This is a genomic window from Geodermatophilus sp. DSM 44513 (assembly GCF_032460525.1).
Classification (GTDB): domain Bacteria; phylum Actinomycetota; class Actinomycetes; order Mycobacteriales; family Geodermatophilaceae; genus Geodermatophilus.
This window is the reverse complement of sequence record NZ_CP135963.1, coordinates 2,530,324-2,555,489: the sequence shown is the minus strand read 5'-3', so window position 1 is coordinate 2,555,489 and position 25,166 is coordinate 2,530,324. Positions and strand designations below refer to the sequence as shown.

Genomic DNA, 25,166 nt, shown 5'->3' with positions numbered 1-25,166 from the left:
CTGCCGAAGGACCCCGCCCGGGGCGAACCCGGGCGCCCGACACGGACCAGGGGAGTGGCATGGCACTGCTGGACGACGGCGCGTGGCACGGCCGGGTGTGGACCGGCGCCTGGACGGAGGGCTCGGGCGGCACCTACGACGTCGTCGAGCCGGCGACCGGGGACGTCGTCGGCGCGGTCGGCCGGGCCACGCCCGAGGACGTCGCCGCCGCCGCGGACCGGGCCGTCGGGGCGCAGCGGGCCTGGGCGGCGCTGCCGTTCGAGGACCGCGCCCGGGTGCTGCGCCGGGCCGGCGCGGTGCTGGAGGCCAACGCCGAGGAGATCCGGGGCTGGCTGGCCCGGGAGACCGGCGCGATCCAGCCGTTCGGCGACTTCCAGGTGCACACCACCGCGGCCGAGTGCTACGAGGCGTCGGCGCTGCCCAGCCACCCCTACGGGGAGCTGCTGCGCACCGGGGCGCCCCGGCTGTCCTTCGCCCGCCGGGTGCCGGCCGGCGTCGTCGGGGTCATCGCGCCGTTCAACGTGCCGACCATCCTCGCCATCCGCGCGGTGGCACCGGCGCTGGCGCTGGGCAACGCCGTCGTCCTCAAGCCCGACCCGCGCACCGCGGTGTCCGGCGGGGTGCTCTTCGCCCGGGTCTTCGAGGAGGCCGGGCTGCCGGCCGGCGTCCTGCAGGTGCTGCCCGGCGGGGCGGACGTCGGGGAGGCGCTGGTGACCGCCCCGCCCGTGCGGGTGATCGCCTTCACCGGGTCGACCACGGCGGGCCGCGCGGTCGGGGCGCTGGCCGGCCAGCACCTCAAGCGGGCGCACCTGGAGCTCGGCGGCAACTCCGCGCTGATCGTGCTGCCCGACGTCGACGTGACCGCAGCGGCGTCGGTGGGCGCGTGGGGGACGTTCGCCCACCAGGGCCAGATCTGCATGGCCACGTCGCGGCACCTGGTGCACGAGTCGATCGCCGAGGAGTACACCGCCGTCCTCACCGAGAAGGTCGCGCACCTGCCGGTGGGCGACCCGTTCCGCGAGCAGGTGGCCCTGGGCCCGCTGATCGACGCCGGCCAGCGCGACCGGGTGCACCGGCTGGTCACCGCGAGCGTGGACGGCGGGGCGACGCTGCGCACCGGCGGCACCTACGAGGAGCTGTTCTACCGGCCCACCGTGCTCGGCGACGTGCCGGTCGAGGCGCCGGCGTACCGCGAGGAGGTCTTCGGCCCGGTCGCCCCGGTGACGCCGTTCGGCAGCCTGGACCAGGTGGTGGAGCTGGCCCGCGGCACCGAGTACGGGCTGGCCCTGGGCATCCTCACCCGCGACGTGTACGCCGGTCTGCAGCTGGCCGAGCGCATCCCGTCGGGCCTGGTGCACGTCAACGACCAGACGGTCAACGACGAGGCCGTGGCCCCCTTCGGCGGGGTGGGCGCCTCGGGCACCGGCTCCCGGCACGGCGGCCCACAGGCCAACATCGAGGCGTTCACCGAGACCCAGTGGGTGACCCTGCGCGGCGACCTGCCCGCCTACCCGTTCTGACCCGACCGAGCGTGTGCGCCCGGGCCCCGTTCCTGACCCGCGACCGGGGCCTCAGCGCACCCGCTCCGGGCGGCGGGCCTCGGTGACCTGGCGCGGCCGGGCGGCGGCCAGGCCGGCGGCGAACTGGGCGGCCTGCAGCACCAGCAGCAGCACCAGCCCGGGCCGCCAGCCACCGACGGTGTCGTACAGCAGCCCGACGGCCAGCGGCCCGGTCGCGGCCAGCAGGTACCCGGCGCTCTGCGCGGCCGCGGACAGCCGGCCGGTCTGCGCCACGTCGCGGGTGCGCACCAGCACCAGCGTCATGGCCAGCGGGAACGCCGCCCCGGTGCCCAGCCCCCACAGCAGCGCCCACACCGCGGGCGCGGCGGCCGGGGCGAGCAGCAGGCCGGCGATGGCGACGGTCGACGGCACGCCCACGCCGACGATCCACCCGGCCTGGCCGGCCCGCCGCGCGGCCAGGGGAGGGACGAGCAGTGCGCACGGGACGCCGAGCGCGGCGGCCGCGGCGACCAGCCCGCCCGCGGTCACCGGGGCCACCCCGGCCTCGGTCTCCAGGACGTCGGCCAGCCAGCTGAGCATCGTGTAGAAGGACAGCGCCTGCAGGCCGAAGAACAGCGTCACCGCCAGCGCGACCCGGTCGCGCAGGACGGCGGCCACCGGCGGCCGGGCGACCGCGGCGCCGGGTGCGACCGGGCGGCGTCGGGCGAGCAGCGCCATCGCGGCGACGGCCACCAGCACGGGGGCGAGCCACAGCGTCAGCCCGGTGCGCGCGCTGCCGGTCGCGGTCGCCAGCGGCTGGGCCAGCCCCGCCCCCAGGCTGGCCGACGCCCCCATCGACGCCACCGCGGCCCCGACCGCCGCGGCGCTGCGGTCCCCGTACTCGGCGCGGGCCGCGGCCGGCACCAGCACGTTGGCCACCGCGATGCCGGCGGTCAGCAGCGCCGTCCCGGAGTAGAGGCCTGCCACACCGGCCGGGCGCAGGGTGATCCCGACGGCGAGGGCGAGCACCCCGGCGAGGACGGCGCGGTGCACGCCCAGCCGCGCGGCCAGCGCCGGGGCGGCGGGGGAGACGAGGCCGAAGAGGACCAGCGGCACCGAGGTGAGCGCGGCCAGCGCCGCGCGCGGTACCGACAGCTCCGCGGACAGCTCGGTCAGCACCGGTCCCGCGCCGGTGAACGGGCCGCGCAGGCACAGCGCGACCAGGACGAGGACGGCGGCCGGGACCAGCGCTGCCCACCGCGGCCGGGACCGGCCGGCGCGGGGCGCGGTCACCGGGCGGCGGCGCGGAACCGCAGCGTCTGGCCCGGGCGCAGCTGGCCGCAGCAGTCGACGTCGTCGTCGGCCACGTAGCCGATCACCGGGTAGCCGCCGGTCACCGGGGGGTCGGCGAGGAACAGCACCGGCTGCCCGGACGGCGGCACCTGCAGGGCGCCGCGCACCATGCCCTCGCTGGGCAGCTCCCCGGTGCGCGAGCGCTCCAGCGGGACGCCGGCCAGCCGCAGCCCGATCCGGTTGCTCTCGCCGGTCACCTCCCACGCGGTGCCGGTCAGCGCGGCGGGGTCGGCGAACCAGTCGGCGCGCGGGCCGGGCAGCACCCGCACGGTCACCTCACCGCCCGGCGGGTCGGGCACCGGCGCGACGTCCACCCCGGGCACCGGCCCGGCCGCGGACCCCACCGGCAGCACGGCGCCGGCGAGGAGCACCGGCGGGCCCAGCCCGGACAGCAGGTCGGTGGAGCGGCTGCCCAGCACCGGCTCGACGGCGACCCCGCCGCGGACGGCGACGTAGGTGCGCAGCCCGGCGTCGGGCCGGCCCAGGCGCAGCTCGCGCCCGGCGCGCAGGGTCAGCGGGGCGTTGTGCACCGCGGAGCAGCGGGCCCCGGTCGTGGTCACCACCAGGTCCGCGTCGGCGCGCAGCACCAGTCCGCCGAGGGTGGCCTCCAGCACGGCGGCGTCCGGGGCGTTGCCCACCAGCCGGTTGGCCAGCGCGGCCGCGGCCCGGTCGCAGGCCCCGGAGCGGCCGATGCCCAGCGCGCCCTGCCCGGGCCGGCCGCGGTCCTGCACGGTGGTCAGCGGTCCGGGGGCGAGCACGGTGAGGGTGCGCATCAGCCGGCCTCGGTGAACCGCACCCGCACCCCCGGGCGCAGCAGCGCGGCGGGGTCGCGGTCGACGTCGAACACGGGCACGTCGGTGCGCCCGATCAGCTGCCACCCGCCGGGGGACTCCCGCGGGTACACGCCGCCGAACCCCCCGGCCAGCGCCACCGACCCGGGCGGCACCCGCGTGCGCGGGGAGGGCCGACGCGGCACGTCCCACGGCTCGCCGTCCGGGACCAGGTAGCCGAAGCCGGGGGCGAACCCGCAGAACGCCACCGTCCACTCCGTGCCGGTGTGCCGGCGCACCACCTCGGCGGTGTCCACGCCGAGGAGTGCTGCCACGTCGGCGAGGTCCTCCCCGTCGTAGACGACGGGCAGGTCGACGGTCTCCCCGCCGCCCTGCCGCGCGGGGCGGGGCGTCGTCCGCCGCACCGCCTGCTCGACGGCGTCGAGGCCGGTCACCGCGGGGTCGGTGACCAGCAGCACGGTGCGCGCCGCCGGGACGACGTCCACGACGCCCTCGATCGGCTCGGCGGCGAGCGCGGCGTACAGGCCGAGGACGTCGTCGAGGCCGTCGAGCTCGACCAGCAGTGCGGTGGAGCCGCTGGGCAGGACGCGCATCAGGGGGCGGACGGCGCGGCGAACGGGGCGAGGTCGACCCCGGCGGCGGTGAGCGCCTCGCGCACCCGGGCGGCGATGGCCACCGCGCCCGGGGTGTCGCCGTGCACGCAGATCGACCCCGGCGTCAGCCGCAGCAGCCCGCCCTCGACGTCGGTGACCGGCTCGCCGGTGGCCATGGCCACGCAGCGCCGGGCGATCTCCTCGGCGTCGTGCAGCACCGCGCCGGGCAGCCGCCGGGAGACCAGGGTGCCCTGCGGGGTGTACTCGCGGTCGGCGAAGGCCTCGGCCACCGTGGTCAGGCCCGCCTCCTCGGCCAGCCGCAGCCACGCCGACCCGGGCAGGCCCAGGACCGGGAGGTCCCGGTCGTAGGCGACGACGGCCGCCACGACCGCGGCCGCCTGCTCCTCGTGGGTGACGATGGCGTTGTAGAGCGCGCCGTGCGGCTTGACGTAGCGCACCCGCGAGCCGGCCACCCGCGCGAACGCCTCCAGCGCGCCGAGCTGGTAGAGCACGTCGGCGGTCAGCTCGGCCGGTTCCACGTCGATGAAGCGGCGGCCGAAGCCGGCCAGGTCGCGGTAGCCCACCTGGGCGCCGATGGCCACGCCGGCCTCGACGGCCCGCGCGCACACCCGCCGCATGATCGACGGGTCGCTGGCGTGGAAGCCGCAGGCCACGTTGGCGCTGGTGACGATGCCCAGCAGCGCGTCGTCGTCCCCGAGCTGCCACTGCCCGAAGCCCTCGCCGAGGTCGGAGTTGAGGTCCACACCGGTCATGGCGCCAGCCTGCCTCACCCGAAGAGGGCGATGACCGGCTGCACCGAGCGCGCGGCCAGGTAGAGGGTCAGCAGCCAGGCCGCCCAGCCGACGGCGAGCAGCCAGCGGGGGTACCGGTAGCCGTTCAGCAGGTCGGTGCGCCGGGTGGCCACCCACAGCAGGACGGCGATGCCGATCGGCAGCAGCAGCCCGTTGAACGCCCCGGCGAAGACCAGCAGCGTGGTCGGGGCGGCCCCGATGAGCAGGAAGGCCAGCGTGGTGACCGCGATGAAGCCGACGACCAGCAGCGTGCGGGTGCGGTCGCTGGTGGCCGTCCGGGAGGTGATGAAGGAGACCGAGGTGTAGGAGGCGCCGATGACGCTGGTGATGGCGGCGGCCCACAGCACCACGCCGAAGACCCGCAGCCCGACCTCGCCGGCGGCGGACTGGAACGCGGTGGCCGCCTGGTTCTCCGTGCCCAGGTCCGCGCCGCCGGCCACCACGCCGAGGATGGCGAGGAACAGCACGACCCGCATGACGCCGGTGATGACGATGCCGGTGACCGAGCCCCGGGTGATGTCGCGGACGTGCTCGGTGCCGGTGATGCCGGAGTCCAGCAGTCGGTGGGCACCGGCGTAGACGATGTAGCCGCCGATCGTCCCGCCGACCAGCGTGGTGATCGCCAGGAAGGAGACGTCCTCGGGGAGGACGACGTTGCGCAGCGCCTGCCCCACCGGCGGCCCCGAGGTGACCGCGATGTAGGTGGTCAGGACGATCATCAGCAGGCCGAGGACGACCACGATCCGGTCGACGGCGACCCCGGCCCTGCGGCTGAGGAAGATGCCGATGGCGACGACCGCGGAGACGGCGCCGCCGATCCTCGGGTCCAGCCCCAGCATCGCGTCGGTGCCCAGGCCCGCGCCGGCCACGTTGCCGATGTTGAACACCAGCCCGCCGACGAGCAGGAACGCGGCCATCACCCAGCCCAGGCCGGGGGCGACCAGGTTGCCCAGCTCCTGGGCGCGCCGGCCGCTCACGCCGATCACCCGCCACACGTTCAGCTGCAGCGCGATGTCGATGACGATCGAGACGGCGATGGCGAAGGCGAAGGCGGCGCCCAGCTGCACGGTGAACGTCGTCGTCTGGGTGATGAAGCCCGGGCCGATGGCCGAGGTGGCCATGAGGAACATCGCGCCGAGCAGGGTGGAGCGGGTGCTCGCCGCCATCCGGCCGGAGGCCGCCCCGGGCGGTGGGGCGGCGGGGGCGGTGCCGGCGCTGCTGGGGTCGGTGGCCATGGCGGGTGCTCCCGGGAGGTGAGGTCGGCGGACCGGCCGTGGCGGTGCGGACGGCCCGGGGTCCCTGGCCGGACAACCTAGGGAGTCGTCGGACGATCCGACAAGGGGATCGGCGGACTGTTCACACGGGCCCTGCGGGTGGGCAGGATGGGGGCATGCTCCACGGGGACCCGGCAGCTCCCTCCGGCGCGGACGGTGCCGCCGGCGCCGACGCCGGGTGGCTGCGCGCCGTGGCCGACGAGGTGCGCGCCTTCGACCGCTCCAGCACCGCCGAGCGGGTGGCCGACCTGCTGCGCCGCCGGGTCATCGAGGGCGACCTGCCCCCGGGCCGCCGGCTGTCGGAGGAGCAGCTCGTCGACGTCCTGCACGTCTCGCGCACCACGCTGCGGGAGGCCTTCCGGCTGCTCACCCACGAGGGGCTGCTGGTGCACCGGCTGCACCGCGGGGTGTTCGTGCCCGAGCTCGACGAGGAGGAGTTAGTCGACCTCTACCGGCTGCGCCGCACGATCGAGTGCGACGTCGTCCGGCGGCTCGGCCGGCTGGACCCGGTGCGGCTGCGCCCGCTGCACGACGACGTCGCCGCCGCCGAGGACGCCGCCCGGCGCGGTGACTGGGGTGCCGTCGGCACGGCCAACATGCGCTTCCACCAGCACCTGGTCGCGCTCGCCGGCAGCCGGCGCATCGACGAGACGGCGGCCCGGCTGCTCGCCGAGGTGCGGCTGGCGTTCTCGGCGGTGGGGTCCCCGCAGCGGCTGCACGAGCCCTACGTCAGCCGCAACCGGGGGATCCTGGAGCTGCTCGTCGACGGGGAGTCCGAGCGCGCGGCCAAGGAGCTCGAGGACTACCTGCAGGACTCCGAGGCCGAGCTGCTGGCGGCCCTGCGCGACCGGCCCGGCGACCGGCCCGGTGACCGACCGAGGAGGACCCCGTGACCACCACCCTGACCCCCGCCGCCGACCCTGCGACCGCCCGCGCCCACCACCGCGCCGGGCTGGCCGCCCCGTCCTCGGGCTGGGCACCGGGCTACACCCAGGCCAACCTCGTCGTCCTGCCGCAGGACTGGGCCTACGACATGCTGCTGTTCGCCCAGCGCAACCCGCAGCCGGTGCCGCTGCTGGACGTCACCGACGCCGGGTCGCCGGCCACCGCGCTGGCGCCGGGGGCAGACCTGCGCACCGACCTGCCGCGCTACCGCGTGTGGCGGGACGGCGAGCTCGTCGACGAGCCCACCGACGTCGTCGACCTGTGGCGGCCGGACCTGGTCGCCTTCCTGATCGGCTGCAGCTTCAGCTTCGAGACCGCGCTGCTGGACGCCGGCGTGCCGGTGCGCAACATCGAGCAGGGCCGCAACGTGTCGATGTACCGCACCGACCGCGCCTGCCGCCCCGCGGGCCGGCTGTCCGGGCCGCTGGTGGTGTCGATGCGCCCGGTGCCCGGTGCGCTGGTGCCCACCGCGGTGCAGGTGACCGCCCGGATGCCGCAGGTGCACGGGGCGCCGGTGCACGTCGGCGCGCCGGAGGCCCTCGGCATCCCCGACCTGGGGGCGCCGGACTTCGGCGACCCGGTGGTGCCCGCCGACGGCGACGTCCCGGTGTTCTGGGCCTGCGGGGTCACCCCGCAGGCGGCCCTGATGGCCTCGCGCCCGCCGTTCGCGATCACCCACGCGCCGGGGCACATGTTCGTCACCGACGTCCCCGACGCCATCTACCGCGCCCTCTGAACACCGGCGAGATCGGCTGGTGACGTACTGGAACGGCCCCGCTGCAGGGGCCCGCGCCGAGCGTGCGAGGCGTGGGGGGCAGCGGGGTCCTCAGTCCGTGCCGGACTCCATCGCGGCGCGGTCGAGCAGCTCCTCGACGCCGGAGACCGCCCCGCGGGAGGCGATGACCTGCGCGCCGCCGGAGTCCATGGCGCCGATCAGCCCGGTCGAGGCGGCCTGGGCGGCGCCGATCAGCCGCGGGTGCCCGCTGCCGACCATGCCGAGGGCCGCGTACTGCTCCAGCTTCGCGCGGGAGTCGGCGATGTCCAGGTTGCGCATGGTCAACTGGCCGATCCGGTCCGAGGGGCCGAAGGCGGAGTCCTCGGTGCGCTCCATCGACAGTTTGTCCGGGTGGTAGCTGAACGCCGGGCCGGAGGTGTCGAGGATCGAGTAGTCCTCCCCGCGCCGCAGCCGCAGGGTGACCTCGCCGGTGACCGCGGTGCCGACCCAGCGCTGCAGCGCCTCCCGCAGCATCAGCGCCTGCGGGTCCAGCCAGCGGCCCTCGTACATCAGCCGGCCCAGCCGGCGGCCCTCGCTGTGGTAGGTGGCCAGCGTGTCCTCGTTGTGGATGGCGTTGACCAGCCGCTCGTAGGCGACGTGCAGCAGCGCCATGCCCGGCGCCTCGTAGACGCCCCGGCTCTTGGCCTCGATGACCCGGTTCTCGATCTGGTCGGACATCCCGAGGCCGTGCCGGCCGCCGACCGCGTTGGCCGCCAGCACCAGGTCGACGGCGCTGTCGAAGGTCTTCCCGTCGATGGACACCGGCCGGCCCTGCTCGAAGCCGACGGTCACGTCTTCGGGCTCGATCTCCACGGCCGGGTCCCAGAACCGCACGCCCATGATCGGGGTGACCAGCTCGATGCCGGCGTCCAGGTGCTCCAGCGCCTTGGCCTCGTGGGTGGCCCCCCAGATGTTGGCGTCGGTGGAGTAGGCCTTCTCGGTGCTGTCCCGGTAGGGCAGGCCGTGGGCGACCAGCCACTCCGACATCTCCCGGCGCCCGCCGAGCTCGGTGACGAAGTCGGCGTCCAGCCACGGCTTGTAGACCCGCAGCGAGGGGTTGGCCAGCAGCCCGTACCGGTAGAACCGCTCGATGTCGTTGCCCTTGAAGGTGGAGCCGTCGCCCCAGATCTGCACGTCGTCCTCGAGCATGGCGCGCACCAGCAGGGTGCCGGTGACCGCCCGGCCCAGCGGGGTGGTGTTGAAGTAGCTGCGCCCACCGGAGCGGACGTGGAAGGCTCCGCAGGTCAGCGCGGCCAGGCCCTCCTCGACCAGCGCCGCGCGGGCGTCGACCAACCGGGCGACCTCGGCCCCGTAGGCCTTCGCCCGGCCGGGCACCGAGTCGATGTCGGGCTCGTCGTACTGGCCGATGTCGGCGGTGTAGGTGCAGGGCACCGCGCCCTTGTCCCGCATCCAGGCGACCGCGACCGAGGTGTCCAGCCCGCCGGAGAAGGCGATCCCGACGCGCTCGCCGACGGGCAGGGACGTGAGCACCTTGGACATGCGAGGAAGTATGCACGCCTGTGCATGGTCATGCGTGGGCGGGTGGGGGTCAGCCGCGGACGACGTCGTAGCGGACGGCGACGAACTCGCCGTTGACCGCGTGGTCCGTCCGCGCGAGCTCCAGCCGCCGCGGCAGCAGCGGCGCCCCGCCGCCGAGGGTCACCGGCGCGATCGACACCACCACCTCGTCGAGCAGGCCCCGGTCGGCGAACTGCCCGGCCAGGTCGCCCCCACCCACGACCCACACGTCGCGCCCGCCGGCCGCGGCCACCATCTCGGCGTGCACGTCGGCGACCGCCGCCCGGGTGAACCGGACGTCGGCGCCCGGCGGCGCGGTCAGCTCCCGGTGGGTGAACACCCACGCCGGCACGGTGTAGGCCCACGAGCCCGGGTCGTGCGCCCGCACCCACTCGTAGGTCGTCGCGCCCATCGCGAGCGCGCCGACCCGCTGCTCGAAGGCCCGGTAGCCGAACGGGCCGTCGTGGTCGGTCTCCCGCGAGAGCAGCCAGTCCAGCGAGTCGTGCTCGTCGGCGATGAACCCGTCCAGGCTGGTGGCGGTGTAGTAGACGGTGCGGGTCACTTCTCTCTCCTCGTCAGCCACTCGATGGGGTCCCCGGTGTCGACGGCCACGCCGGCGTCCCGGAGCAGGGCGCGCACCAGCAGCCGCCGGTGCGCGGAGAACGTGAGCACGTGGGCGAGCACGCTGCCCAGCACGAAGGTCTCCGGCGGCTCGCACAGCGCGTCGACCAGCCGGTCGCCCCACGCGCCGCGGCGGGCGACGTCGCGGACGGCGGCCAGCCAGCGCGGCGCCACGGCGTCGTGCCGGGCCAGCAGGGCGGCCGGGTCGTCGGCGCCGCGGGCCGGGTGCCCGGCGCCCTCGATCGAGGCCAGCCACACCTCCTTGGTCCACACCAGCGCGTCGAGCACCGCGGCCACCGACCCCTCCGGGCCGTCCCAGGGCAGCACGCTGTGCCCCGGCAGCCGCACCCGGCGGTACTCGCCGTCCGGCAGGCCCGCGGCGGCCTCGAGCAGCGCGCGGGTGTCCTCGACGTCGTGGTGCACCAGCAGCGCGGTGACCTGGTCCGGCTCGCCCCGTCCGGGCGGCTCGGCCACCCACAGCGAGGTCGGCGGGTGGAAGTGCACGCCGTTGGGTGCGGGCAGCCAGTGCGCGTCCCGGGTCCGCGGGCCGTCGTCCGGCGAGCCGGGGGAGCGGCCGTAGGCGCGGGCGAAGGCGCGGGCGAAGCCCTCGACCGACTCGTACCCCGAGCCGAACGCCACCTCGGTGACGCTCGCCCCCTCCCGCAGCTGCCACGCCGCCCGCTCCAGCAGCACCCTCCGGCGCAGCGCGACCGGTGGTTCCCCGGCGCCCCGGCTCACCTGCCGGGCGAAGTGCCAGGGGCTGGCGTACGCGTCGCCGGCCATGGCACCCAGCGTGCGGTTGTCCTCGTCCAGGACGGCGTCCAGCAGCTCGCGCAGGCGGTCCCGCCCGGGGAGGGGGTCGGTCTCGGGGGTGCGGTCGGCCACGGACCGATCCTGGCCGGGGACGGCGGTGCGGCGCCCGACCGTTCTTGCCCTCCCGCCGGTGTCATCGTCCCGTCACGTGCGCGGGGTTCGGGACGCCGCGGGCAGCGGGTAACGCCCGGTCATGCCACGCATCGACCGCATCGCCGAGCCGTGGGGGACCCGCACCCCGTACGGACCAGGGGAGACCTGGCCCACCCGGGTCGACCAGTACCTCGCCGACGGGCTGACCGAGGAGGACGTCGACCGCTGGGTGCAGTCGGCGACGATCCTGCACAGCAACGGCGACGGGCTGGACATCGCGGTCAAGGACGAGCGGATCGTGGGGGTCCGCGGCCGCGCCGTGGACCGGGTCAACCACGGCCGCCTCGGCCCCAAGGACCTGTTCGGCTGGCAGGCCAACAACTCCCCGGACCGGCTCACCACACCGCTGATCCGGCGCGGCGGCGAGCTGGTGGAGACCGACTGGGACACCGCGATGGACGCCGTGGTCGGGCGCACGCGGGAGCTGCTGGACGAGCAGGGCCCCAGCGCGATCGGCTTCTACACCACCGGGCAGCTCTTCCTGGAGGAGTACTACACCCTCGGCCTGATCGCGCACGGCGGCATCGGCACCGTGCACACCGACGGCAACACCCGGCTGTGCACCGCCACCGCGGCCGCCGCGCTCAAGGAGTCCTTCGGCAGCGACGGGCAGCCCGGCTCCTACACCGACGTCGACTCCGCGGACGTCATCGCCCTGTTCGGGCACAACGTGGCCGAGACCCAGACCGTGCTGTGGACCCGCGTCCTCGACCGGCTGGCCGGGACCGACCCGCCGCGCGTCCTCTGCGTCGACCCGCGGCTGACCCCCGTGGCCCGGGAGGCCACCGTGCACCTCGCGCCCCGGCCCGGCACCAATGTGATGCTGGTCAACGCGCTGCTGCACGAGGTGGTCGCCAACGGCTGGGTCGACGAGGACTACGTGCGCGAGCACGCGGTCGGCTTCGAGGAACTGCGCGCCATGGTCGCGGAGTACACCCCCGAGCGGGCCGCGGAGGTCTGCGACGTGCCCGCCGCGCAGATCCGCGAGGCGGCCCGCCTGCTGGGGACGGCGCAGCGGCTGCTGTCCACCGTGCTGCAGGGCTTCTACCAGTCCCACCAGGCCACCGCCGCGGCCGTCTCGGTGAACAACCTGCACATCGTGCGCGGCATGCTCGGCCGGCCGGGCTGCGGCGTGCTGCAGATGAACGGCCAGCCGACCGCGCAGAACACCCGGGAGTGCGGCGCCGACGGCGACCTGCCGGGCTTCCGCAACTGGACCAACGAGGCGCACGTCCGCGACCTCGCGCGGATCTGGAACATCGACCCGGCGCGGCTGCCGCACTTCACCCCGCCGACGCACGTCATGCAGCAGCTGCGGTACATGGAGGAGGGCTCGATCCGCTTCCTGTACGTCACCGCGACCAACCCGGCGGTGTCGCTGCCCGAGCTGGCGCGCGTCCGGTCGATCCTCACCCAGGAGCGGCTGTTCCTCGTCGTCCAGGACATCTTCCTGACCGAGACCGCGCAGCTGGCCGACGTCGTCCTGCCCGCGGCCACGTGGGGGGAGAAGACCGGCACCTTCACCAACGTCGACCGCACGGTGCACCTGTCGGAGAAGGCCGTCGACCCGCCCGGCGAGGCCCGGTCGGACCTCGACATCCTGCTCGACTACGCCCGCCGGCTGGACCTGCGCGACCAGGACGGCGCCCCGCTGGTGGGGTGGAGCGACCCCGAGGGCGCCTTCGAGGCGTGGAAGGAGTGCAGCCGCGGCCGGCCCTGCGACTACACCGGGCTGAGCTACGCGAAGCTGCGCGGCGGCAGCGGCATCCAGTGGCCGTGCACCGACGAGCACCCCGACGGCACCGAGCGGCTCTACGCCGACGGGCGGTTCTGGGCGCAGCCGGAGTACTGCGAGGCCTACGGTCGCGACCTGGTCACCGGCGCACCGCTGTCGGAGACCGAGTACCGGGCGCTCAACCCCGACGGCAAGGCGGTCCTCAGGGCCGCCGAGTACCTGCCGCCGCACGAGCAGCCGCGCGCGGACTTCCCGTTCGCCCTCATCACCGGCCGCACGCTGTACCACTTCCACACCCGCACCAAGACCGGCCGCGCCCCCCAGCTGCAGGCCGCCGCACCCGAGGTGTGGGTGGAGGTCTCGCCGGCCGACGCCGCGGCCGGCGGGTACGGCGAGGGCGACCTGGTGGAGGTGGCCAGCCCGCGCGGGCGGGTGCGCGCGCGGGTGCGGGTCAGCGGCATCCGGCCGGGGGTGCTGTTCCTGCCCTTCCACTACGGCTGGTGGGACGACCCGGACGCCGACCACGGCAGCGCGGCCAACGAGCTGACCCCCACCGACTGGGACCCGTGCTCCAAGCAGCCTGTCTTCAAGACCGCCGCCGCCCGCCTCACGCTGGTCGCCGGCGGCGGGGGCGAGCCGTCGTCGGCGCCGACCACCACCGGCTCGCGGCCGGTCACGGTGGACCTGCCCCCGACCGCGGGCGGCGCGGCCGCCGAGGCCGGGGAGACCCTCGGTGGGGGTGCCCGGTGAGCCGCCCGGGAACCGATCGGCTCGCGCTGGCCGTCGCACAGGTGCACCACTCGGCGACCCGGGTGGGCCGGCTGCTGCTCGACCTGGCCGAGCGGCACCGCGGTGACCACGAGGTCCACCACGTCTGCCACGACCTGGTCACCTGGTCGCGGGAGCACGTGGCCGGCCTGGCCCGCGCCGGGCGCGACCACGGCCTCGACCTGGCCGCCGACCTGCCCGACGCCGGGGACGGCGGCCGCCCCGGTGGGGCCCGCGACAGCGGGCCGATCGGGGACGCCGACGCGCCGGGGCTGGTGCTGCTGGCCGACCTGCGGCTGCTCTACCTGGAGGCCTCGGGCGCGTCGCTGGACTGGGAGGTGCTCGCGCAGAGCGCCCAGGGGCTGGTGGACCGCGAGCTGCTGGCGCTGGCCACGCGTTGCCACCCGCAGGCGCTGCGGGTGGTCCGGTTCGCCAACGCCAGGCTCAAGGAGTCCGCACCGCAGGCGCTGGCCGCCCCGCGGTGAGCGCCGACCCGGGCGCCCCGGCCACCCGCGTCGTCCTGCGGCCGCTGGCCACCCCGCTGCCGCTGGGCTTCCTCGCGCTGGCGATGGCGACCACGACGTTCAGCGCGGTGCAGCTGGACTGGGTCCCGGCCGACCAGGGCCGCGTCGCGGCGCTGGTCGCGGTGGCCGCCACCGCGCCGCTGCAGCTCACCGCGGCGGTGGTCGGCTTCCTGACCCGCGACCCGGTGGCGGCCACCGGCATGGGGGTGCTGGCCGGGACGTGGACGGTCGCCGGGCTGACCACGCTCACCTCCCCGCCGGGGACGGCCAGCCCCGGCCTGGGCGTGCTGCTGCTGGTCTCCGGGGTGGCCATGCTGGTGCCCGCGGTCGCGGCCGCACCGGCCAAGCTGGCGCCGGCCGCGGTCATGGGCACCGCCGCCACCCGCTTCGCGGTCACCGGGGTCGCCGAGCTCACCGGCTCGCCCGCCTGGCAGGCCGCCGCCGGGTGGGTCGGGCTGGCGCTGGCCGCGGTCGCGGTCTACGCCGCCCTGGCCCTGGAACTGGAGGGCACCACCGGACGCACCGTGCTGCCGGTCGGCCGGCGCGGGCCCGGGCGGGCGGCCGTGGACGGGCGGGGCCCGCTGGACCCGCGGGAGCTCGCCCGCGAGGCCGGCGTCCGCCCGCAGCTGTGACCGGCCGGCCGGGAGGGGACTGACGTGCTGGTCGACGTCCTGCTGGTCGTCGCCGGCGCCCTCGGCCTGCTCGTGGCGGCGCTGTCGGAGCGGCTGCGCCGCCTGCCGGTGTCCGAGCCGGTGCTGGGCCTGGCCGTGGGGGTGCTGCTCGGGCCGGAGCTGTTCGGGGTGCTCGCCCCACCGCCGCTGACCGAGGACACCACCTGGCTGCACACGGTCACCCGGCTGCTGCTGGCCGTCTCGGTGATGGCGGTGGCGCTGCGCTACCCGGTCGGGCGGGCGCGGGCCCAGTGGCGGCCGGTGCTGCTCCTGCTGGCGGTCGTGATGCCGGCGATGGCCCTGGTGACCGCCGGGCTGGCCGCCTGGACCCTCGGCGTGGGCCTCGGTGCCGCCGCGCTGCTGGGCGCCGCGCTGTGCCCCACCGACCCGGTGCTCGCCTCCAGCGTGGTCACCGGGACCCCGGCCGAGCAGGACCTGCCCGACCGGGACCGGCAGCTGCTGTCCCTGGAGTCCGGCGCCAACGACGGCCTCGCCCTGCCGCTCGTGCTGCTCGCCGTGGCGATCGCGGGCGCCGGCGGCGTCCCCGCCGCGCTGGCCGAGTCGCTGTGGCAGGTCGCGGGCGCCGTCCTGCTGGGCGTGGCCGCCGGGTGGCTGGGGGCGCGGGCGCTGCGCGCCGGTGAGGAGCACGGGTCGACCGACCCGGCACCGCGGCTGCTGTTCACCGCCGTCCTGGCACTGGCCGTGCTGGGGGCGGCCGGGTTGCTGCACGTCGACGGGATCCTCGCGGTCTTCGTCGCCGGGCTGGCCTTCAACGCCGCGGCGACCGGACCGGACCGCACCGACGACCTGCCCATCGACGAGGCGGTGAACCGGTTCCTGGTCCTGCCGCTGTTCGTCGGCCTGGGCCTCGTGCTGCCGTGGGCCGCCTGGGGCGAGCTGGGCTGGCGTGGGGTCGCCCTCGTCGTCGGCGTCCTGCTGCTCCGGCGGCTGCCGGTGCTGTGGCTGCTGCGCCGACCCCTGGGGCTCGGCCGGCCCGACGCGGTCTACCTGGGCTGGTTCGGGCCGATCGGGGTGTCCGCGCTGTTCTACCTGGCGCTGGAGGCCGAGCGGCTCGGGGTCGACCCGGTCGTGCTGGCGGCGGGCAGCCTGGTGGTGGCCGCCAGCACCGTGGTGCACGGCACGAGCGCGGCACCCGGCCGGGTGCTGTACCGCCGAGTGACGACAGGACGGAGCTGACCGTGTGGTTCGACTCGTGGTCCGACGTGGGCCGCATCCTCGCCGTGGGCGCCGCCGCCTACCTGACCCTGGTCGTCGTGCTGCGGCTGTCCGGCAAGCGCACGCTGGCCAAGCTCAACGCCTTCGACCTCGTCGTCACGGTGGCGCTGGGGTCCACGCTGGCGACCATCCTGCTCAGCAGCGACGTGTCGTGGGCCGAGGGCGCGACGGCGCTGGCGCTGCTGGCGGCGCTGCAGTTCGCGGTCGCCTCGGTCACCGTCCGGTGGCCGGCCGCGCGGACGGCGGCCACCGCCCGGCCGACCCTGCTGCTGCGGGACGGCGCCGTCCTGCCGACGGCGCTGCGCGAGCAGCGGGTGACGGTCGACGAGGTGCGGCAGGCCGTGCGGGCCACCGGTTCCGGTGACCTGTCGTCGATCGCCGCGGTGGTGCTGGAGACCGACGGCTCGCTGAGCGTCATCCCGCGGGAGAAGGCCGGGAACCGCTCGGCGCTCGAGGGCGTGCGGGCGGCGGAGGGCCTGGGGCGGGAGCCTCGGACGGGGGCCTGAGCGCGCGGGCGGTCAGCGGGCGAGGGTCCCCTCGACCAGGGGAGACACGGCGCCCAGACCCACCCCGAGCGCGAGCACGCAGGCCGCGGCCAGCACGGCCGCCACGGCGGCGAACGGGCGCGGGCGCTGCGGCTGCGCGCCCTGCTCCGGCCGCTGGAACACCGGCGCGAGCCAGCGCAGGTAGTAGACGAGGCTGACCACGGTGTTGACCGCCGCGACCACCACCAGCCAGGCCAGGCCGCCGTCCCAGGCCGCGGTGAAGGTGGTCAGCTTGCCGGCGAAGACGGCGGTGGGCGGCGTGCCCACCAGGCTGAGCAGGGCCACGACCAGCGCCCCGGCCAGCCACGGCGAGGAGGCCGCGAGGCCGCGGGAGTCCTCGACGGTGCGCCGTCCGGGCGTGGCGGCGACCACGGCGAAGGCGGCGAGGTTGGTGACCGCGTAGCCGCCGAGGTAGACCAGCAGCGAGGGCAGCGCGTCGGCGCTGCGGCCGGCCACCGCGACCGGGAGGAGCAGGTAGCCGACCTGGCTGACCGTCGACCACCCCAGCAGCCGGCGCACGTCGGTCTGCGCGAGGGCGGCGAGGTTGCCCACCGTCATGGTCGCCGCGGCGAGGACCGCCACCAGCAGCGGTGCGTCCACGGTGTCCGGGACGACGGGGACCAGGCGGAAGACGGCGAGCAGGGCACCGAGCTTGGGCACGGTGCTGAGGAAGGCCGCGACCGGCGTGCCGGCGGCCTGGGTCGCGTCGGGCACCCAGAAGTGCCCCGGCACGCCCCCGGCCTCGAACATCAGCCCGCCGACGACGGCGAGCACCCCGAAGGCCACGGCCGCGGGCGGGGCCTCCGCCAGCCCGGTGGCGAGGCCGGGGTAGGCGGTGGTGCCGCCGACGCCGGACAGCACCGTGACGCCGAGCACCAGCACGATGCCGAACAGCGCGCCGAGCAGGTAGGTCTTCATCGCCGCCTCGGCCGCCCCCGGCGAGCGCAGCACGCCGACCAGCCCGTAGATCGGGATGCTGCCGAGCAGGAAGGCGACCAGCAGCACCAGCAGGTCGCTGGCCCCGCCCAGGACCACCGCACCGAGCGCGGACAGCAGCAGCAGCGCGTGGGTCTCGCTCTCCCGCGGGGTGCCGGCCAGCTCGTCCACGCCCAGGCCGACGACCAGCAGGGTGGCGGCCACCACGACCAGCCGCAGCACGTTCGTGCCGGTGTCGACGGCGTAGTTGCCCATCATCGCCGGCTGCGGCGGGTCGCCCAGGACGGCGGCCGTGGCGACCCCGGCACCCAGCAGGGCCGCGACGGCGACCAGCCGAGCGACCCACTGCCGCTGCCGCGGGAGGAACGAGCCGGCCAGCAGGGTGGCGACCGCGCCGACGACCAGGCAGATCTCCGGCAGCAGCGCCAGCGGGCGCATCGTCACCGGCTGACCAGGTCGACCACGGCGGCCGAGCCCGGGGTGATCAGGTCCAGCAGCGGCCACGGCACGACGCCGATGAGCAGGGCGAGCACCAGCAGGCCGCCGACCGGCGCCGCCTCGCGGACGCGCAGGTCGGGGAAGTCGACCGACCGTCCGCCGGTCGGCCCGGTCAGCAGCCGCTGGATCGCCCGCAGGAACAACGCGGCGGTGATCAGGATGCCCGGTAGCGCCACCGCCACGGCGGCCGCGGTGCCGATCGCGCCGGCGAAGACCTGGAACTCGGCGACGAAGCCGCTGAACCCGGGCAGCCCCAGCGAGGCGAACGCGCCGATCGCGAACAGCGCGGCGAAGCGCGGGGCGGGCGCGGCCAGGCCGCCGTACTCGGCCATCTCGTAGCTGCCGCGGCGGTCCTGCAGCACCCCGGCGAGCAGGAACAGCGCCCCGGTGATCAGGCCGTGGCTGACCATCTGGGTCACCGCCCCGGTGACGGCCACCTCCCGCGCGGCGGCGTCCCCGGCCAGCCCGGCTGCGCCCACCCCGAGGACGACGTAGCCCATGTGGTTGACCGAGGTGTAGGCGATCATCCGCTTGACGTCGGTCTGGGCGAGCGCGACCAGGGCTCCGTAGAGGACCGAGACGACGCCGATGGTGATGACCACCCAGGCCCAGGCCCGCCAGGCGCCGGGCAACATCGGCATGGCGATCCGGACGAACCCGTAGGTGCCCAGCTTGAGCAGCACCGCGGCGAGCACGGCCGAGCCGATGGCCGGGGCGTCGGTGTGTGCCGGCGGCAGCCAGGTGTGGAACGGCACGGTCGGCGTCTTGACGGCCAGCCCGAGCAGGATCGCGCCCAGCACCAGCCCCCCGACCACCGGGTCGTCGGCCAGCGGCGCGGCGGCGACCAGCTCCGGGATGTCGAAGGTGTTCGGCTCGGCGGCGAGGTACAGGCCGATGAAGCCCAGCAGCAGCGCCAGACTGCCGAGGAAGGTGTAGAGGAAGAACTTCAGCGCCGACCGGCCGGCGTCCCCGTGGCCCCAGCCGGCGATCACGGCGTACATGCCCACGATGGACAGGTCGAAGAAGAGGAAGAACAGGATGAGGTCCTGGGCGACGAACACGCCCAGGCACACCGACTGCAGGAAGCAGAACAGCGCCGCCTGCACCCGGGGGCGGCGCTGCTCGCGCAGGGCGTAGACGGCGCAGGCGCAGAAGACGACCGCGGTCAGCGCGAGCAGCGGCAGCGACAGCCCGTCGACCCCCACGTGGTAGCTGCTGCCGACCGACGGGATCCAGCGCGCCCGCTCCTCGAACGCCAGCCCGCCCGCCGGCGGGGTCTCGTAGGCGGCGACCGCCGCGCCGACCAGGCCCAGCTCGGCGACCGTCACCGCCAGCCACGCCCACCGCGCGACGCGGTCGGGGACGCCGGTCGACGCCGCCAGGACGGCCGCGGCGGCCAGCGGGAGGAACACGATCAGGCTGAGCACACTCACCTCGCGACGAGCAGGAGGAGCCCCAGCGCGGCGGCGAACACCACGGAGGCCTGGACGTAGTAGTGGTGCAGCTGGCCGGTCTGGGTGCGGCGGGCCAGGCCGCCGAGGCCGCGGGTGGCCGCGGCCAGGCCCTGCACGGCGCCGTCGAAGCCGGTGTCGCCGACCTCCGCGGTGAGCCGCGCCGCCCGCAGGGTGCCGGGGGCGGTCGCGTCCACGGCGCGGTCCAGGACGGCGTCGTCCGCGCGGGCTGCGGCGCCGGCCAGCGCGAGGACACCGGCGCCTGCCGCGCCGGCCGCCCGGTCCAGGACGGCGTCGTCCGCGCGGGCACCGGCGCCGGCCAGCGCGAGGACACCGGCGCCCGCCGCGTCGACCGCCCGGTCCAGCACCCGGTCGTCGAAGCGGGCCAGCGCCCCGGCCAGGCGCAGCACCGGCCGCACCACCAGCGCCTGCGTCGCCTCACCCAGGCCGAGCCAGCGGGCCGCCCAGCGCGGCTCGGGCAGCGGCCGGCGCGCTCCGCCCGGCACCCCGGCCAGGAAGACGGCCAGGACCACGGCGACGGCCAGCACGGCGGAGACGACCAGCTCGGCGGCGCCCGGCCGCGGGGCGCCGGTCTCGCCGAGGGCGGCCCGCAGCGCGCCGCCCACCGGTGGCCAGACCAGCAGGCCGAGGACGGCGGCACCGGCGGCGAGGACGAGGAGCGGCCCCTGCTGCAGCCGGTGCACCCGCCGGGTGCCGCGCTGCTCGGTGTCGTACCCCCGCGCCGCGTCGGCCGGCGGCTCGCGCCAGACGGTCCACAGCACCTTCGCGGCGTAGGCGGCCGACAGCGCGGCGGCGGCCAGCCCGACGGCGTACAGCGCCGGGGACCGCTCCCGCGCCGCGGCCAGGACGTCGTCCTTGGTCGCCCACAGCGACAGCGGGGCGACGCCGGCCAGCGACAGCGCGCCCACGGTGGCGCACGCCCCGACCACCGGGTACCGCCGGGCGGCCCCGCGCAGCGCCGGCAGCTGCCGGGTGCCCAGCGCGGTCAGCCAGGCCCCGGCGGCCAGGAACAGCAGCGCCTTGGTCGCGGCGTGCGCGACCAGGTGGGCCACCCCGCCCGACACGCTGGCCACCCCGGCGGCCAGCACGACGAAGCCCAGCTGCGCGGAGGTGGAGGCGGCCAGCAGCTGCTTGAGGTCGCGCTGGGCGACCGCGACCGCGCCCATCAGCAGCGCGGTGAGCGCGCCGAGCCACGCGGTGGTGGTCGCCGCCCAGCCGGTGGCGGCCAGCAGCGGGTGCGTCCGCAGCAGCAGGTAGCCGCCCATGGCCACCATCGCCGCGGAGTGCAGCAGGGCGCTGACCGGGCTGGGGCCCTCCATCGCGCGGGACAGCCAGAACGAGAAGGGCAGCTGCGCGGCCTTGCCCAGCGCCGCGACGAGCACGCCGGCGGCGACGACGTCCCGCCACGGCGCGGCCGCGGCGGGCAGGTCGGCCAGCGCCAGCCCGGCGCCGCCGGCCAGCGCCGCGCCGGCGGCCAGGTACAGGCCGAGGTCGGCCGCGCGGGTGGTGAGGAAGGCGGTGGTGCCGGCAGCGACCCGGCCGGGGTCGCGCCAGGAGTGGCCGATCAGCGCGAACGAGGTCGCGCCCATCACCTCCCAGGCGAACAGCAGTGCCGGCAGCGTCGTGGCGGTGACGGTGACGGCGACCGCGGCGGCGAACAGCAGCAGCAGGCCGGCGAACCGGGCCGGTCGCTCCTCGACGTCGGCCGCGGCGAACAGCAGCACCAGCAGCGTGACCGCGGCCACCGCGGGCAGCACCACCGCGGACAGCGCGTCGACGCCCAGCCCGAACCCCGCGGCGGGCAGGAACCGGACCGACGTCGCCGGCCGCAGCCCGGCGACCGCGACCGCGGCGGCCAGCACCAGCGCCGCCGTCCCGACCGAGACCACCCACGCGGCGCGGTCCGCCCGCCGCCCGGCCAGGCACAGCGCCGTCCCGGCGGCGGCCGGCAGGCCCACCACCGTCCACAGCAGCAGGGTCGCCCCGGTCACCGGGACAGGTCCGCGGCCGTGTCGGTCGTGTCCGCGTCCCGCGAGCGGTGCAGCAGCGTGGCGACGGCGAAGCCCATGGCCATCTCCACCGTCATGGCGGTGATCACCACCAGGACGAGCACCTGCCCGTCGGGGGCGGGGGAGAGGAACCACCAGAAGCCGGCCGCGGCCAGGATGACGGCGTTGAGCATCAGCTCCAGGCCCATCATCACCATGACGACCACCTGCTGGGAGATCGCGCCGTACAGGCCCACGCTGAACAGGGCCGCGGCGACCAGCAGCACCGTCTCCAGCGTCACCGCGGCGCCCCGTCCGCCGGGTCCGCCGCCGTGCGCTCCATGGCCCCCGCCGGCGCGGGCCGGCCGCGCAGGTCGTCGCCGAACCGGTCGTAGCGGCCGCGGGGGACGGCCAGCACGATCGCCGCGACGATCGTGGCGAAGAGGACCGGGCTGACGGTCATCATCACCAGCATCTTCGACTCCATGACCGCCTCGCCCAGGGCGACGGTGAGGTCGGCCGCGGGGGCGCCCCGCCGGGCCGGCCAGGGCACCAGCAGCGCGCCGGCGGCCAGCAGGAGGAACGTGCCGCCGGCGACGGTCAGGGCCATGCGCTTGCCGTGGGTCATGCTCATCGGCATGAGCGCGGGGTTCATCCCCATGAACATGATCATGTAGATGCCCATGATGGCCATCTCCATGGTCATCATCAGCACGGTGATGACGCCGAGGAACTGCAGGTCGACCAGCAGCAGGGCCAGGCCGACGGCGATGAAGGACACGGCCAGGGCGTAGGTGGCCCGGGCCATCGAGTCCACCGTGAAGACGGCGACCCCGGCAGCGACGGCGATCCCGCCGAGCACCCAGAACACCACGTCGACGAGCACCTCAGCCCCTCCCCAGCACGACGACGGACACCACGAGCAGCTGCACCAGCACCAGGGGCAGGACGACGAGCCACGCGGCCGGCGCGATCCGGTCCGGGCGCAGCGTGGGCAGGTGCCGGCGGGCCACCACGAACGCGGCCAGCAGCGCGGCGGTCTTCCCGACGGACCACAGCCAGGCCGGCAGCAGCGGGCCGGAGCCGCCGCCCAGGAACAGGGCGACCCCGAACGCCGCACCGGCGGTGAGCAGCGCCCACCGGCCGGCCTGCAGCAGCCACCGGTCGACGCCGGAGGTCTCGGTGAGGACGCCGCCGGCGACGTCGGTCCCGACCGGTGCGCCGAGCGGCCCCCAGGCGGCGAAGCCGGCGACCGCGACGCAGTAGACGACGAAGGCCACCGGCATCCAGACGGCGAACCACAGCCCCTGCTGGGCGGCGACGACGTCGCCCACCCGCAGGCTCCCCGCCGCCACCGCCGGCGCGGTGAGCGCGAACATCAGCGGCAGCTCGTAGGACAGCGCCTGGCCGAGGAACCGGTAGCCGCCGACGAGGGAGTGGGCGCTGTTCGGGCCCCAGCCGGCCAGCCAGACCAGCGCCCAGACGAGCACGTCCATGGCGTTGAACCACACGATGCCCACCGGGAGGTCGGACAGCGTCCAGCTGCCCAGGGGCACCACCACGGTCTTCAGCAGCGCGGTGACCAGCAGGCCGGCGACCGCGACCTGCCACAGCAGCCGGTCGGCGGCCACCGTCGTGCGCCGCCGCTGGCGCAGCAGCCGTGCGGTCTCCGCCCAGGGCACGCCGGCCCCCGCGCGCCACGAGCGACCCTCGGCCCGGCCGGCGACGGCGCCGTCGAGGGCCGCCGCGGCGCCGGCGAGGGCCAGCAGCAGCACCGCGGCGACCGGCGTCCAGACCGCGGGGACCTGGGTGACGTCGACCGGGCTCACGGCACGACCGCCGGGCTCGGGTCGAGGTCGAGGCTGGCGACGGTCAGCCGCAGGGCGCCGAGCTCGAGGCCGCGCAGCAGGGAGGGGAGCGCGGCCAGCGGGACGGACGGTGCGTCGGTGGCGTCGCGGGCGCCGGCGAGCAGCCCGACCAGCCGGTCGTGTACATCGCCGACGGCCCGGGGGTCGATCCCCAGCGCGGTGCAGGTGCCGGCGTCGACCGCCCCGGTCCCGCGCAGCGACCAGCGCAGCAGCCGCGACCGGCCCACCCGGCGGGCGAGCCGGTCCAGCCGCGCCGCGACGTCCGGGCCGGCACCGTCGGCGAGCAGGTCGTCCCGCAGCCGGGCCGCCTCGGTGGCCGCCGCTGCCCAGCCGGCCAGGGTCAGCAGCTGAGCGGCACGGTCCAGCCGGTCCACCGGCGTCCCGGACGCCGACCGGCCCGGTGCCGCACCGTCGGCGGGCCCGAGCACCTCCGGTCGCACGTCGGTCACGACGTCGCCGGACAGCGTGCAGTGCAGCAGCAGCCCGGCCGGCCAGCAGGGCAGCACCGGGCCCAGCGGGACGTGCAGGACGTCGAGGTCCAGGCCGTCCCGGTCACCCGTACCGCCCTCGGCGAGCGGGATGCCCCCGGGCGCCATGTCGCTCTCCATGTCCATGTCGCCGTGGTCCATGTCGCCGTGGTCGCCGTGGTCCGTGTCGCCGTGGTCGCCGTGGTCCGTGTCGCTGCCGTCCGGGTCCTCCCCGTGGGGGTCCTCCCCGTGGGGGTCCTCGGCGTCGGGTTCCTCGGCGTCCGGGTCCTCGTCCGGGAGCGTGCCCATCACCGGGTCGGCCGGCCGGCCGGCGGCGTCCCCGCGCTGCCGGTCACCGTCCAGCAGCTCGGTGACCGCCTGGTCCAGGGCCGCGCCGGCCGCGGACGCGACCACTGCGGTCACGCGGGCCCGCGGCCCGGGCAGCTGGTCCCACACCAGGTCGACGGCCCGGGACAGCCGCCGGCCGGGCGGGCCGCAGACGACCAGCACGTCGGCGTCGGCGGGGGACAGGGCCGCCCGCCAGCCGCGCTCCCGGAGCAGGCGCTCGACGGCGTAGCGGGTGACCTCCCAGCCCGGCACGGTCACCACGAGCGCCGCGACCCGGCCGGCCGCGGCGGTGGCCAGCCGGCGGTTCAGGTCCACCGCAGGGCCCCCTCGCGCCAGGCCCACACGACGCCGCCCATCAGCACGGCGAGGAAGGCGAACATCTCGACGACCGCCGAGACGCCGACGCGGGCCACCACCGTGGCCCACGGGTACATGTAGAGCATCTCCACGTCGAAGGCCAGGAACAGCAGGGTGAGCGGGTAGTAGCGCGCGTGGAAGCGGGACAGCGCGTGCTCCCGCGGCCGCCACCCGGACTGGAACGGCAGCGAGGGGACCGCCGTGGGGGCCACCGCGGTCGACCGGTGCACCAGCACGGCCACGGCCGCACCGCCCAGGCCGAGCAGCGCCATGAGGGCAGCAGCGAGGAGCACGGGCACGCACCTCCGGTCGGTCCTGCGGGCACGGGCGTGGTCGGCGGGCGGTCGGCCTGGGCTGGCGGCCCAGACACCCGGACGACTGTACGGATGACGCGGGCGTCGGTGACCCAGGTCGTCCTCGCGGACCGGCGGCCGACCGGCGCGTCGGCGCTCGGACGGGGCGGACGGCCGGCTGTCGTCCTGGGGGTCGTCCGGCGACCCCGGGCGGCCGCTCCACGGCCGTCCACCCCTTACCCGGTCCGGTCGGGCTCACCCCTCGCTGCGGGGCCGTCGCTGCCCGCGCCCCGCGGCCCGCGCCTGCAGTCCG

Annotated in this window: 24 protein-coding genes; 8 read left to right on the top strand and 16 right to left on the bottom strand. The window is 76.5% G+C overall.

What is annotated here, in order from left to right:
* Nucleotides 1-59: 59 nt before the first annotated feature.
* Entirely contained in the window at nucleotides 60-1,520 is a 1,461-nt protein-coding gene (locus tag RTG05_RS12345) for a benzaldehyde dehydrogenase (RefSeq protein WP_166528881.1), read from the top strand.
* Between the two features lie 51 nt (nucleotides 1,521-1,571).
* On the opposite strand, the gene RTG05_RS12340 is transcribed toward RTG05_RS12345, so the two are convergent.
* From RTG05_RS12340 to RTG05_RS12320, 5 genes are read right to left on the bottom strand one after another with little or no spacing between them, the layout of a single operon-like run.
* Nucleotides 1,572-2,792, bottom strand: coding sequence for an MFS transporter (locus tag RTG05_RS12340; RefSeq protein WP_166528880.1), 1,221 nt, complete (start codon nucleotides 2,790-2,792; stop codon nucleotides 1,572-1,574).
* Entirely contained in the window at nucleotides 2,789-3,625 is an 837-nt protein-coding gene (locus tag RTG05_RS12335; protein WP_166528879.1) for a 5-oxoprolinase subunit C family protein, read from the bottom strand. The genes RTG05_RS12340 and RTG05_RS12335 overlap by 4 nt, the downstream gene beginning before the upstream one ends.
* On the bottom strand, nucleotides 3,625-4,236 hold the full coding sequence (locus tag RTG05_RS12330) for a 5-oxoprolinase subunit B family protein (RefSeq protein WP_166528878.1): 612 nt from the start codon (nucleotides 4,234-4,236) through the stop codon (nucleotides 3,625-3,627). Before RTG05_RS12330 ends, RTG05_RS12335 begins: the two co-directional genes overlap by 1 nt.
* On the bottom strand, nucleotides 4,236-5,009 hold the full coding sequence (locus tag RTG05_RS12325; protein ID WP_166528877.1) for a LamB/YcsF family protein: 774 nt from the start codon (nucleotides 5,007-5,009) through the stop codon (nucleotides 4,236-4,238). Before RTG05_RS12325 ends, RTG05_RS12330 begins: the two co-directional genes overlap by 1 nt.
* 14 nt (nucleotides 5,010-5,023) lie before the next feature.
* Complete coding sequence (locus RTG05_RS12320; RefSeq protein WP_315911839.1) at nucleotides 5,024-6,283, bottom strand: NRAMP family divalent metal transporter; 1,260 nt, start codon at nucleotides 6,281-6,283, stop codon at nucleotides 5,024-5,026.
* Nucleotides 6,284-6,438: 155 nt separating this feature from the next.
* On the opposite strand from RTG05_RS12320, the gene RTG05_RS12315 reads away from it, so the two are divergent.
* On the top strand, nucleotides 6,439-7,215 hold the full coding sequence (locus RTG05_RS12315) for a GntR family transcriptional regulator (protein WP_166528875.1): 777 nt from the start codon (nucleotides 6,439-6,441) through the stop codon (nucleotides 7,213-7,215).
* Nucleotides 7,212-8,003: a putative hydro-lyase gene (locus RTG05_RS12310; protein ID WP_166528874.1), complete on the top strand. Its 792-nt coding sequence runs from the start codon at nucleotides 7,212-7,214 to the stop codon at nucleotides 8,001-8,003. Before RTG05_RS12315 ends, RTG05_RS12310 begins: the two co-directional genes overlap by 4 nt.
* A 90-nt stretch (nucleotides 8,004-8,093) precedes the next feature.
* Here the strand turns inward: RTG05_RS12310 and argG are convergent, their stop codons facing one another.
* Genes argG through RTG05_RS12295 form a run of 3 tightly spaced genes read right to left on the bottom strand, consistent with a single transcriptional unit; the run spans nucleotide 8,094 to nucleotide 11,066 of the window.
* Entirely contained in the window at nucleotides 8,094-9,542 is a 1,449-nt protein-coding gene (argG, locus tag RTG05_RS12305) for an argininosuccinate synthase (RefSeq protein ID WP_166528873.1), read from the bottom strand.
* 49 nt (nucleotides 9,543-9,591) lie between these two features.
* Nucleotides 9,592-10,122 (bottom strand): dihydrofolate reductase family protein, encoded by a 531-nt coding sequence (locus RTG05_RS12300; RefSeq protein WP_166528872.1) that lies wholly within the window; start codon nucleotides 10,120-10,122, stop codon nucleotides 9,592-9,594.
* Nucleotides 10,119-11,066: a helix-turn-helix domain-containing protein gene (locus tag RTG05_RS12295; protein WP_166528871.1), complete on the bottom strand. Its 948-nt coding sequence runs from the start codon at nucleotides 11,064-11,066 to the stop codon at nucleotides 10,119-10,121. The genes RTG05_RS12300 and RTG05_RS12295 overlap by 4 nt, the downstream gene beginning before the upstream one ends.
* Before the next feature lie 121 nt (nucleotides 11,067-11,187).
* On the opposite strand from RTG05_RS12295, the gene RTG05_RS12290 reads away from it, so the two are divergent.
* The 5 genes from RTG05_RS12290 to RTG05_RS12270 are packed head-to-tail and all read left to right on the top strand — an operon-like array spanning nucleotide 11,188 to nucleotide 16,587.
* Entirely contained in the window at nucleotides 11,188-13,632 is a 2,445-nt protein-coding gene (locus RTG05_RS12290) for a molybdopterin oxidoreductase family protein (protein ID WP_166528870.1), read from the top strand.
* Nucleotides 13,629-14,135 carry a hypothetical protein gene (locus RTG05_RS12285; RefSeq protein WP_166528869.1) on the top strand — a complete coding sequence of 169 codons (507 nt, stop codon included), beginning with the start codon at nucleotides 13,629-13,631 and terminating at the stop codon, nucleotides 14,133-14,135. Before RTG05_RS12290 ends, RTG05_RS12285 begins: the two co-directional genes overlap by 4 nt.
* Nucleotides 14,132-14,806 carry a GPR1/FUN34/YaaH family transporter gene (locus RTG05_RS12280; RefSeq protein ID WP_166528868.1) on the top strand — a complete coding sequence of 225 codons (675 nt, stop codon included), beginning with the start codon at nucleotides 14,132-14,134 and terminating at the stop codon, nucleotides 14,804-14,806. The genes RTG05_RS12285 and RTG05_RS12280 overlap by 4 nt, the downstream gene beginning before the upstream one ends.
* A gap of 24 nt (nucleotides 14,807-14,830) precedes the next feature.
* Entirely contained in the window at nucleotides 14,831-16,042 is a 1,212-nt protein-coding gene (locus tag RTG05_RS12275; protein ID WP_166528867.1) for a cation:proton antiporter domain-containing protein, read from the top strand.
* 2 nt (nucleotides 16,043-16,044) lie between these two features.
* Nucleotides 16,045-16,587 carry a DUF421 domain-containing protein gene (locus RTG05_RS12270; RefSeq protein ID WP_166528866.1) on the top strand — a complete coding sequence of 181 codons (543 nt, stop codon included), beginning with the start codon at nucleotides 16,045-16,047 and terminating at the stop codon, nucleotides 16,585-16,587.
* A 12-nt stretch (nucleotides 16,588-16,599) separates the two neighbouring features.
* Here the strand turns inward: RTG05_RS12270 and RTG05_RS12265 are convergent, their stop codons facing one another.
* The 8 genes from RTG05_RS12265 to RTG05_RS12230 are packed head-to-tail and all read right to left on the bottom strand — an operon-like array spanning nucleotide 16,600 to nucleotide 24,853.
* A complete protein-coding gene (locus RTG05_RS12265; RefSeq protein WP_166529707.1) occupies nucleotides 16,600-18,000 on the bottom strand; it encodes an NADH-quinone oxidoreductase subunit N in 1,401 nt (466 codons plus the stop codon).
* Nucleotides 18,001-18,002: 2 nt separating this feature from the next.
* A complete protein-coding gene (locus RTG05_RS12260; RefSeq protein WP_166528865.1) occupies nucleotides 18,003-19,487 on the bottom strand; it encodes a complex I subunit 4 family protein in 1,485 nt (494 codons plus the stop codon).
* Nucleotides 19,488-19,489: 2 nt separating this feature from the next.
* On the bottom strand, nucleotides 19,490-21,523 hold the full coding sequence (locus RTG05_RS12255; RefSeq protein ID WP_166528864.1) for a proton-conducting transporter transmembrane domain-containing protein: 2,034 nt from the start codon (nucleotides 21,521-21,523) through the stop codon (nucleotides 19,490-19,492).
* The gene (gene nuoK / locus RTG05_RS12250; protein ID WP_166528863.1) at nucleotides 21,520-21,822 is read right to left on the bottom strand and encodes an NADH-quinone oxidoreductase subunit NuoK; all 303 of its coding nucleotides are present in this window, start codon (nucleotides 21,820-21,822) and stop codon (nucleotides 21,520-21,522) included. Before nuoK ends, RTG05_RS12255 begins: the two co-directional genes overlap by 4 nt.
* Nucleotides 21,819-22,406 (bottom strand): NADH-quinone oxidoreductase subunit J family protein, encoded by a 588-nt coding sequence (locus RTG05_RS12245; protein ID WP_166528862.1) that lies wholly within the window; start codon nucleotides 22,404-22,406, stop codon nucleotides 21,819-21,821. The genes nuoK and RTG05_RS12245 overlap by 4 nt, the downstream gene beginning before the upstream one ends.
* A 1-nt stretch (nucleotide 22,407) precedes the next feature.
* Nucleotides 22,408-23,349 carry a complex I subunit 1 family protein gene (locus RTG05_RS12240; protein ID WP_166528861.1) on the bottom strand — a complete coding sequence of 314 codons (942 nt, stop codon included), beginning with the start codon at nucleotides 23,347-23,349 and terminating at the stop codon, nucleotides 22,408-22,410.
* The gene (locus tag RTG05_RS12235) at nucleotides 23,346-24,518 is read right to left on the bottom strand and encodes a hypothetical protein (RefSeq protein ID WP_166528860.1); all 1,173 of its coding nucleotides are present in this window, start codon (nucleotides 24,516-24,518) and stop codon (nucleotides 23,346-23,348) included. The genes RTG05_RS12240 and RTG05_RS12235 overlap by 4 nt, the downstream gene beginning before the upstream one ends.
* Entirely contained in the window at nucleotides 24,509-24,853 is a 345-nt protein-coding gene (locus RTG05_RS12230) for an NADH-quinone oxidoreductase subunit A (RefSeq protein ID WP_315911838.1), read from the bottom strand. The genes RTG05_RS12235 and RTG05_RS12230 overlap by 10 nt, the downstream gene beginning before the upstream one ends.
* Between the last annotated feature and the right edge of the window lie 313 nt (nucleotides 24,854-25,166).

Bases quoted from the DNA above. Each gene is read 5' to 3' on its own strand.
- RTG05_RS12335 (WP_166528879.1), bottom strand. From the start codon at position 3,625: ATGCGCACCCTCACCGTGCTCGCCCCCGGACCGCTGACCACCGTGCAG.
- RTG05_RS12265 (WP_166529707.1), bottom strand. From the start codon at position 18,000: ATGCGCCCGCTGGCGCTGCTGCCGGAGATCTGCCTGGTCGTCGGCGCG.
- RTG05_RS12290 (WP_166528870.1), top strand. From the start codon at position 11,188: ATGCCACGCATCGACCGCATCGCCGAGCCGTGGGGGACCCGCACCCCG.
- RTG05_RS12325 (WP_166528877.1), bottom strand. From the start codon at position 5,009: ATGACCGGTGTGGACCTCAACTCCGACCTCGGCGAGGGCTTCGGGCAG.
- RTG05_RS12345 (WP_166528881.1), top strand. From the start codon at position 60: ATGGCACTGCTGGACGACGGCGCGTGGCACGGCCGGGTGTGGACCGGC.
- argG (WP_166528873.1), bottom strand. From the start codon at position 9,542: ATGTCCAAGGTGCTCACGTCCCTGCCCGTCGGCGAGCGCGTCGGGATC.
- RTG05_RS12320 (WP_315911839.1), bottom strand. From the start codon at position 6,283: ATGGCCACCGACCCCAGCAGCGCCGGCACCGCCCCCGCCGCCCCACCG.
- RTG05_RS12330 (WP_166528878.1), bottom strand. From the start codon at position 4,236: ATGCGCGTCCTGCCCAGCGGCTCCACCGCACTGCTGGTCGAGCTCGAC.
- RTG05_RS12315 (WP_166528875.1), top strand. From the start codon at position 6,439: ATGCTCCACGGGGACCCGGCAGCTCCCTCCGGCGCGGACGGTGCCGCC.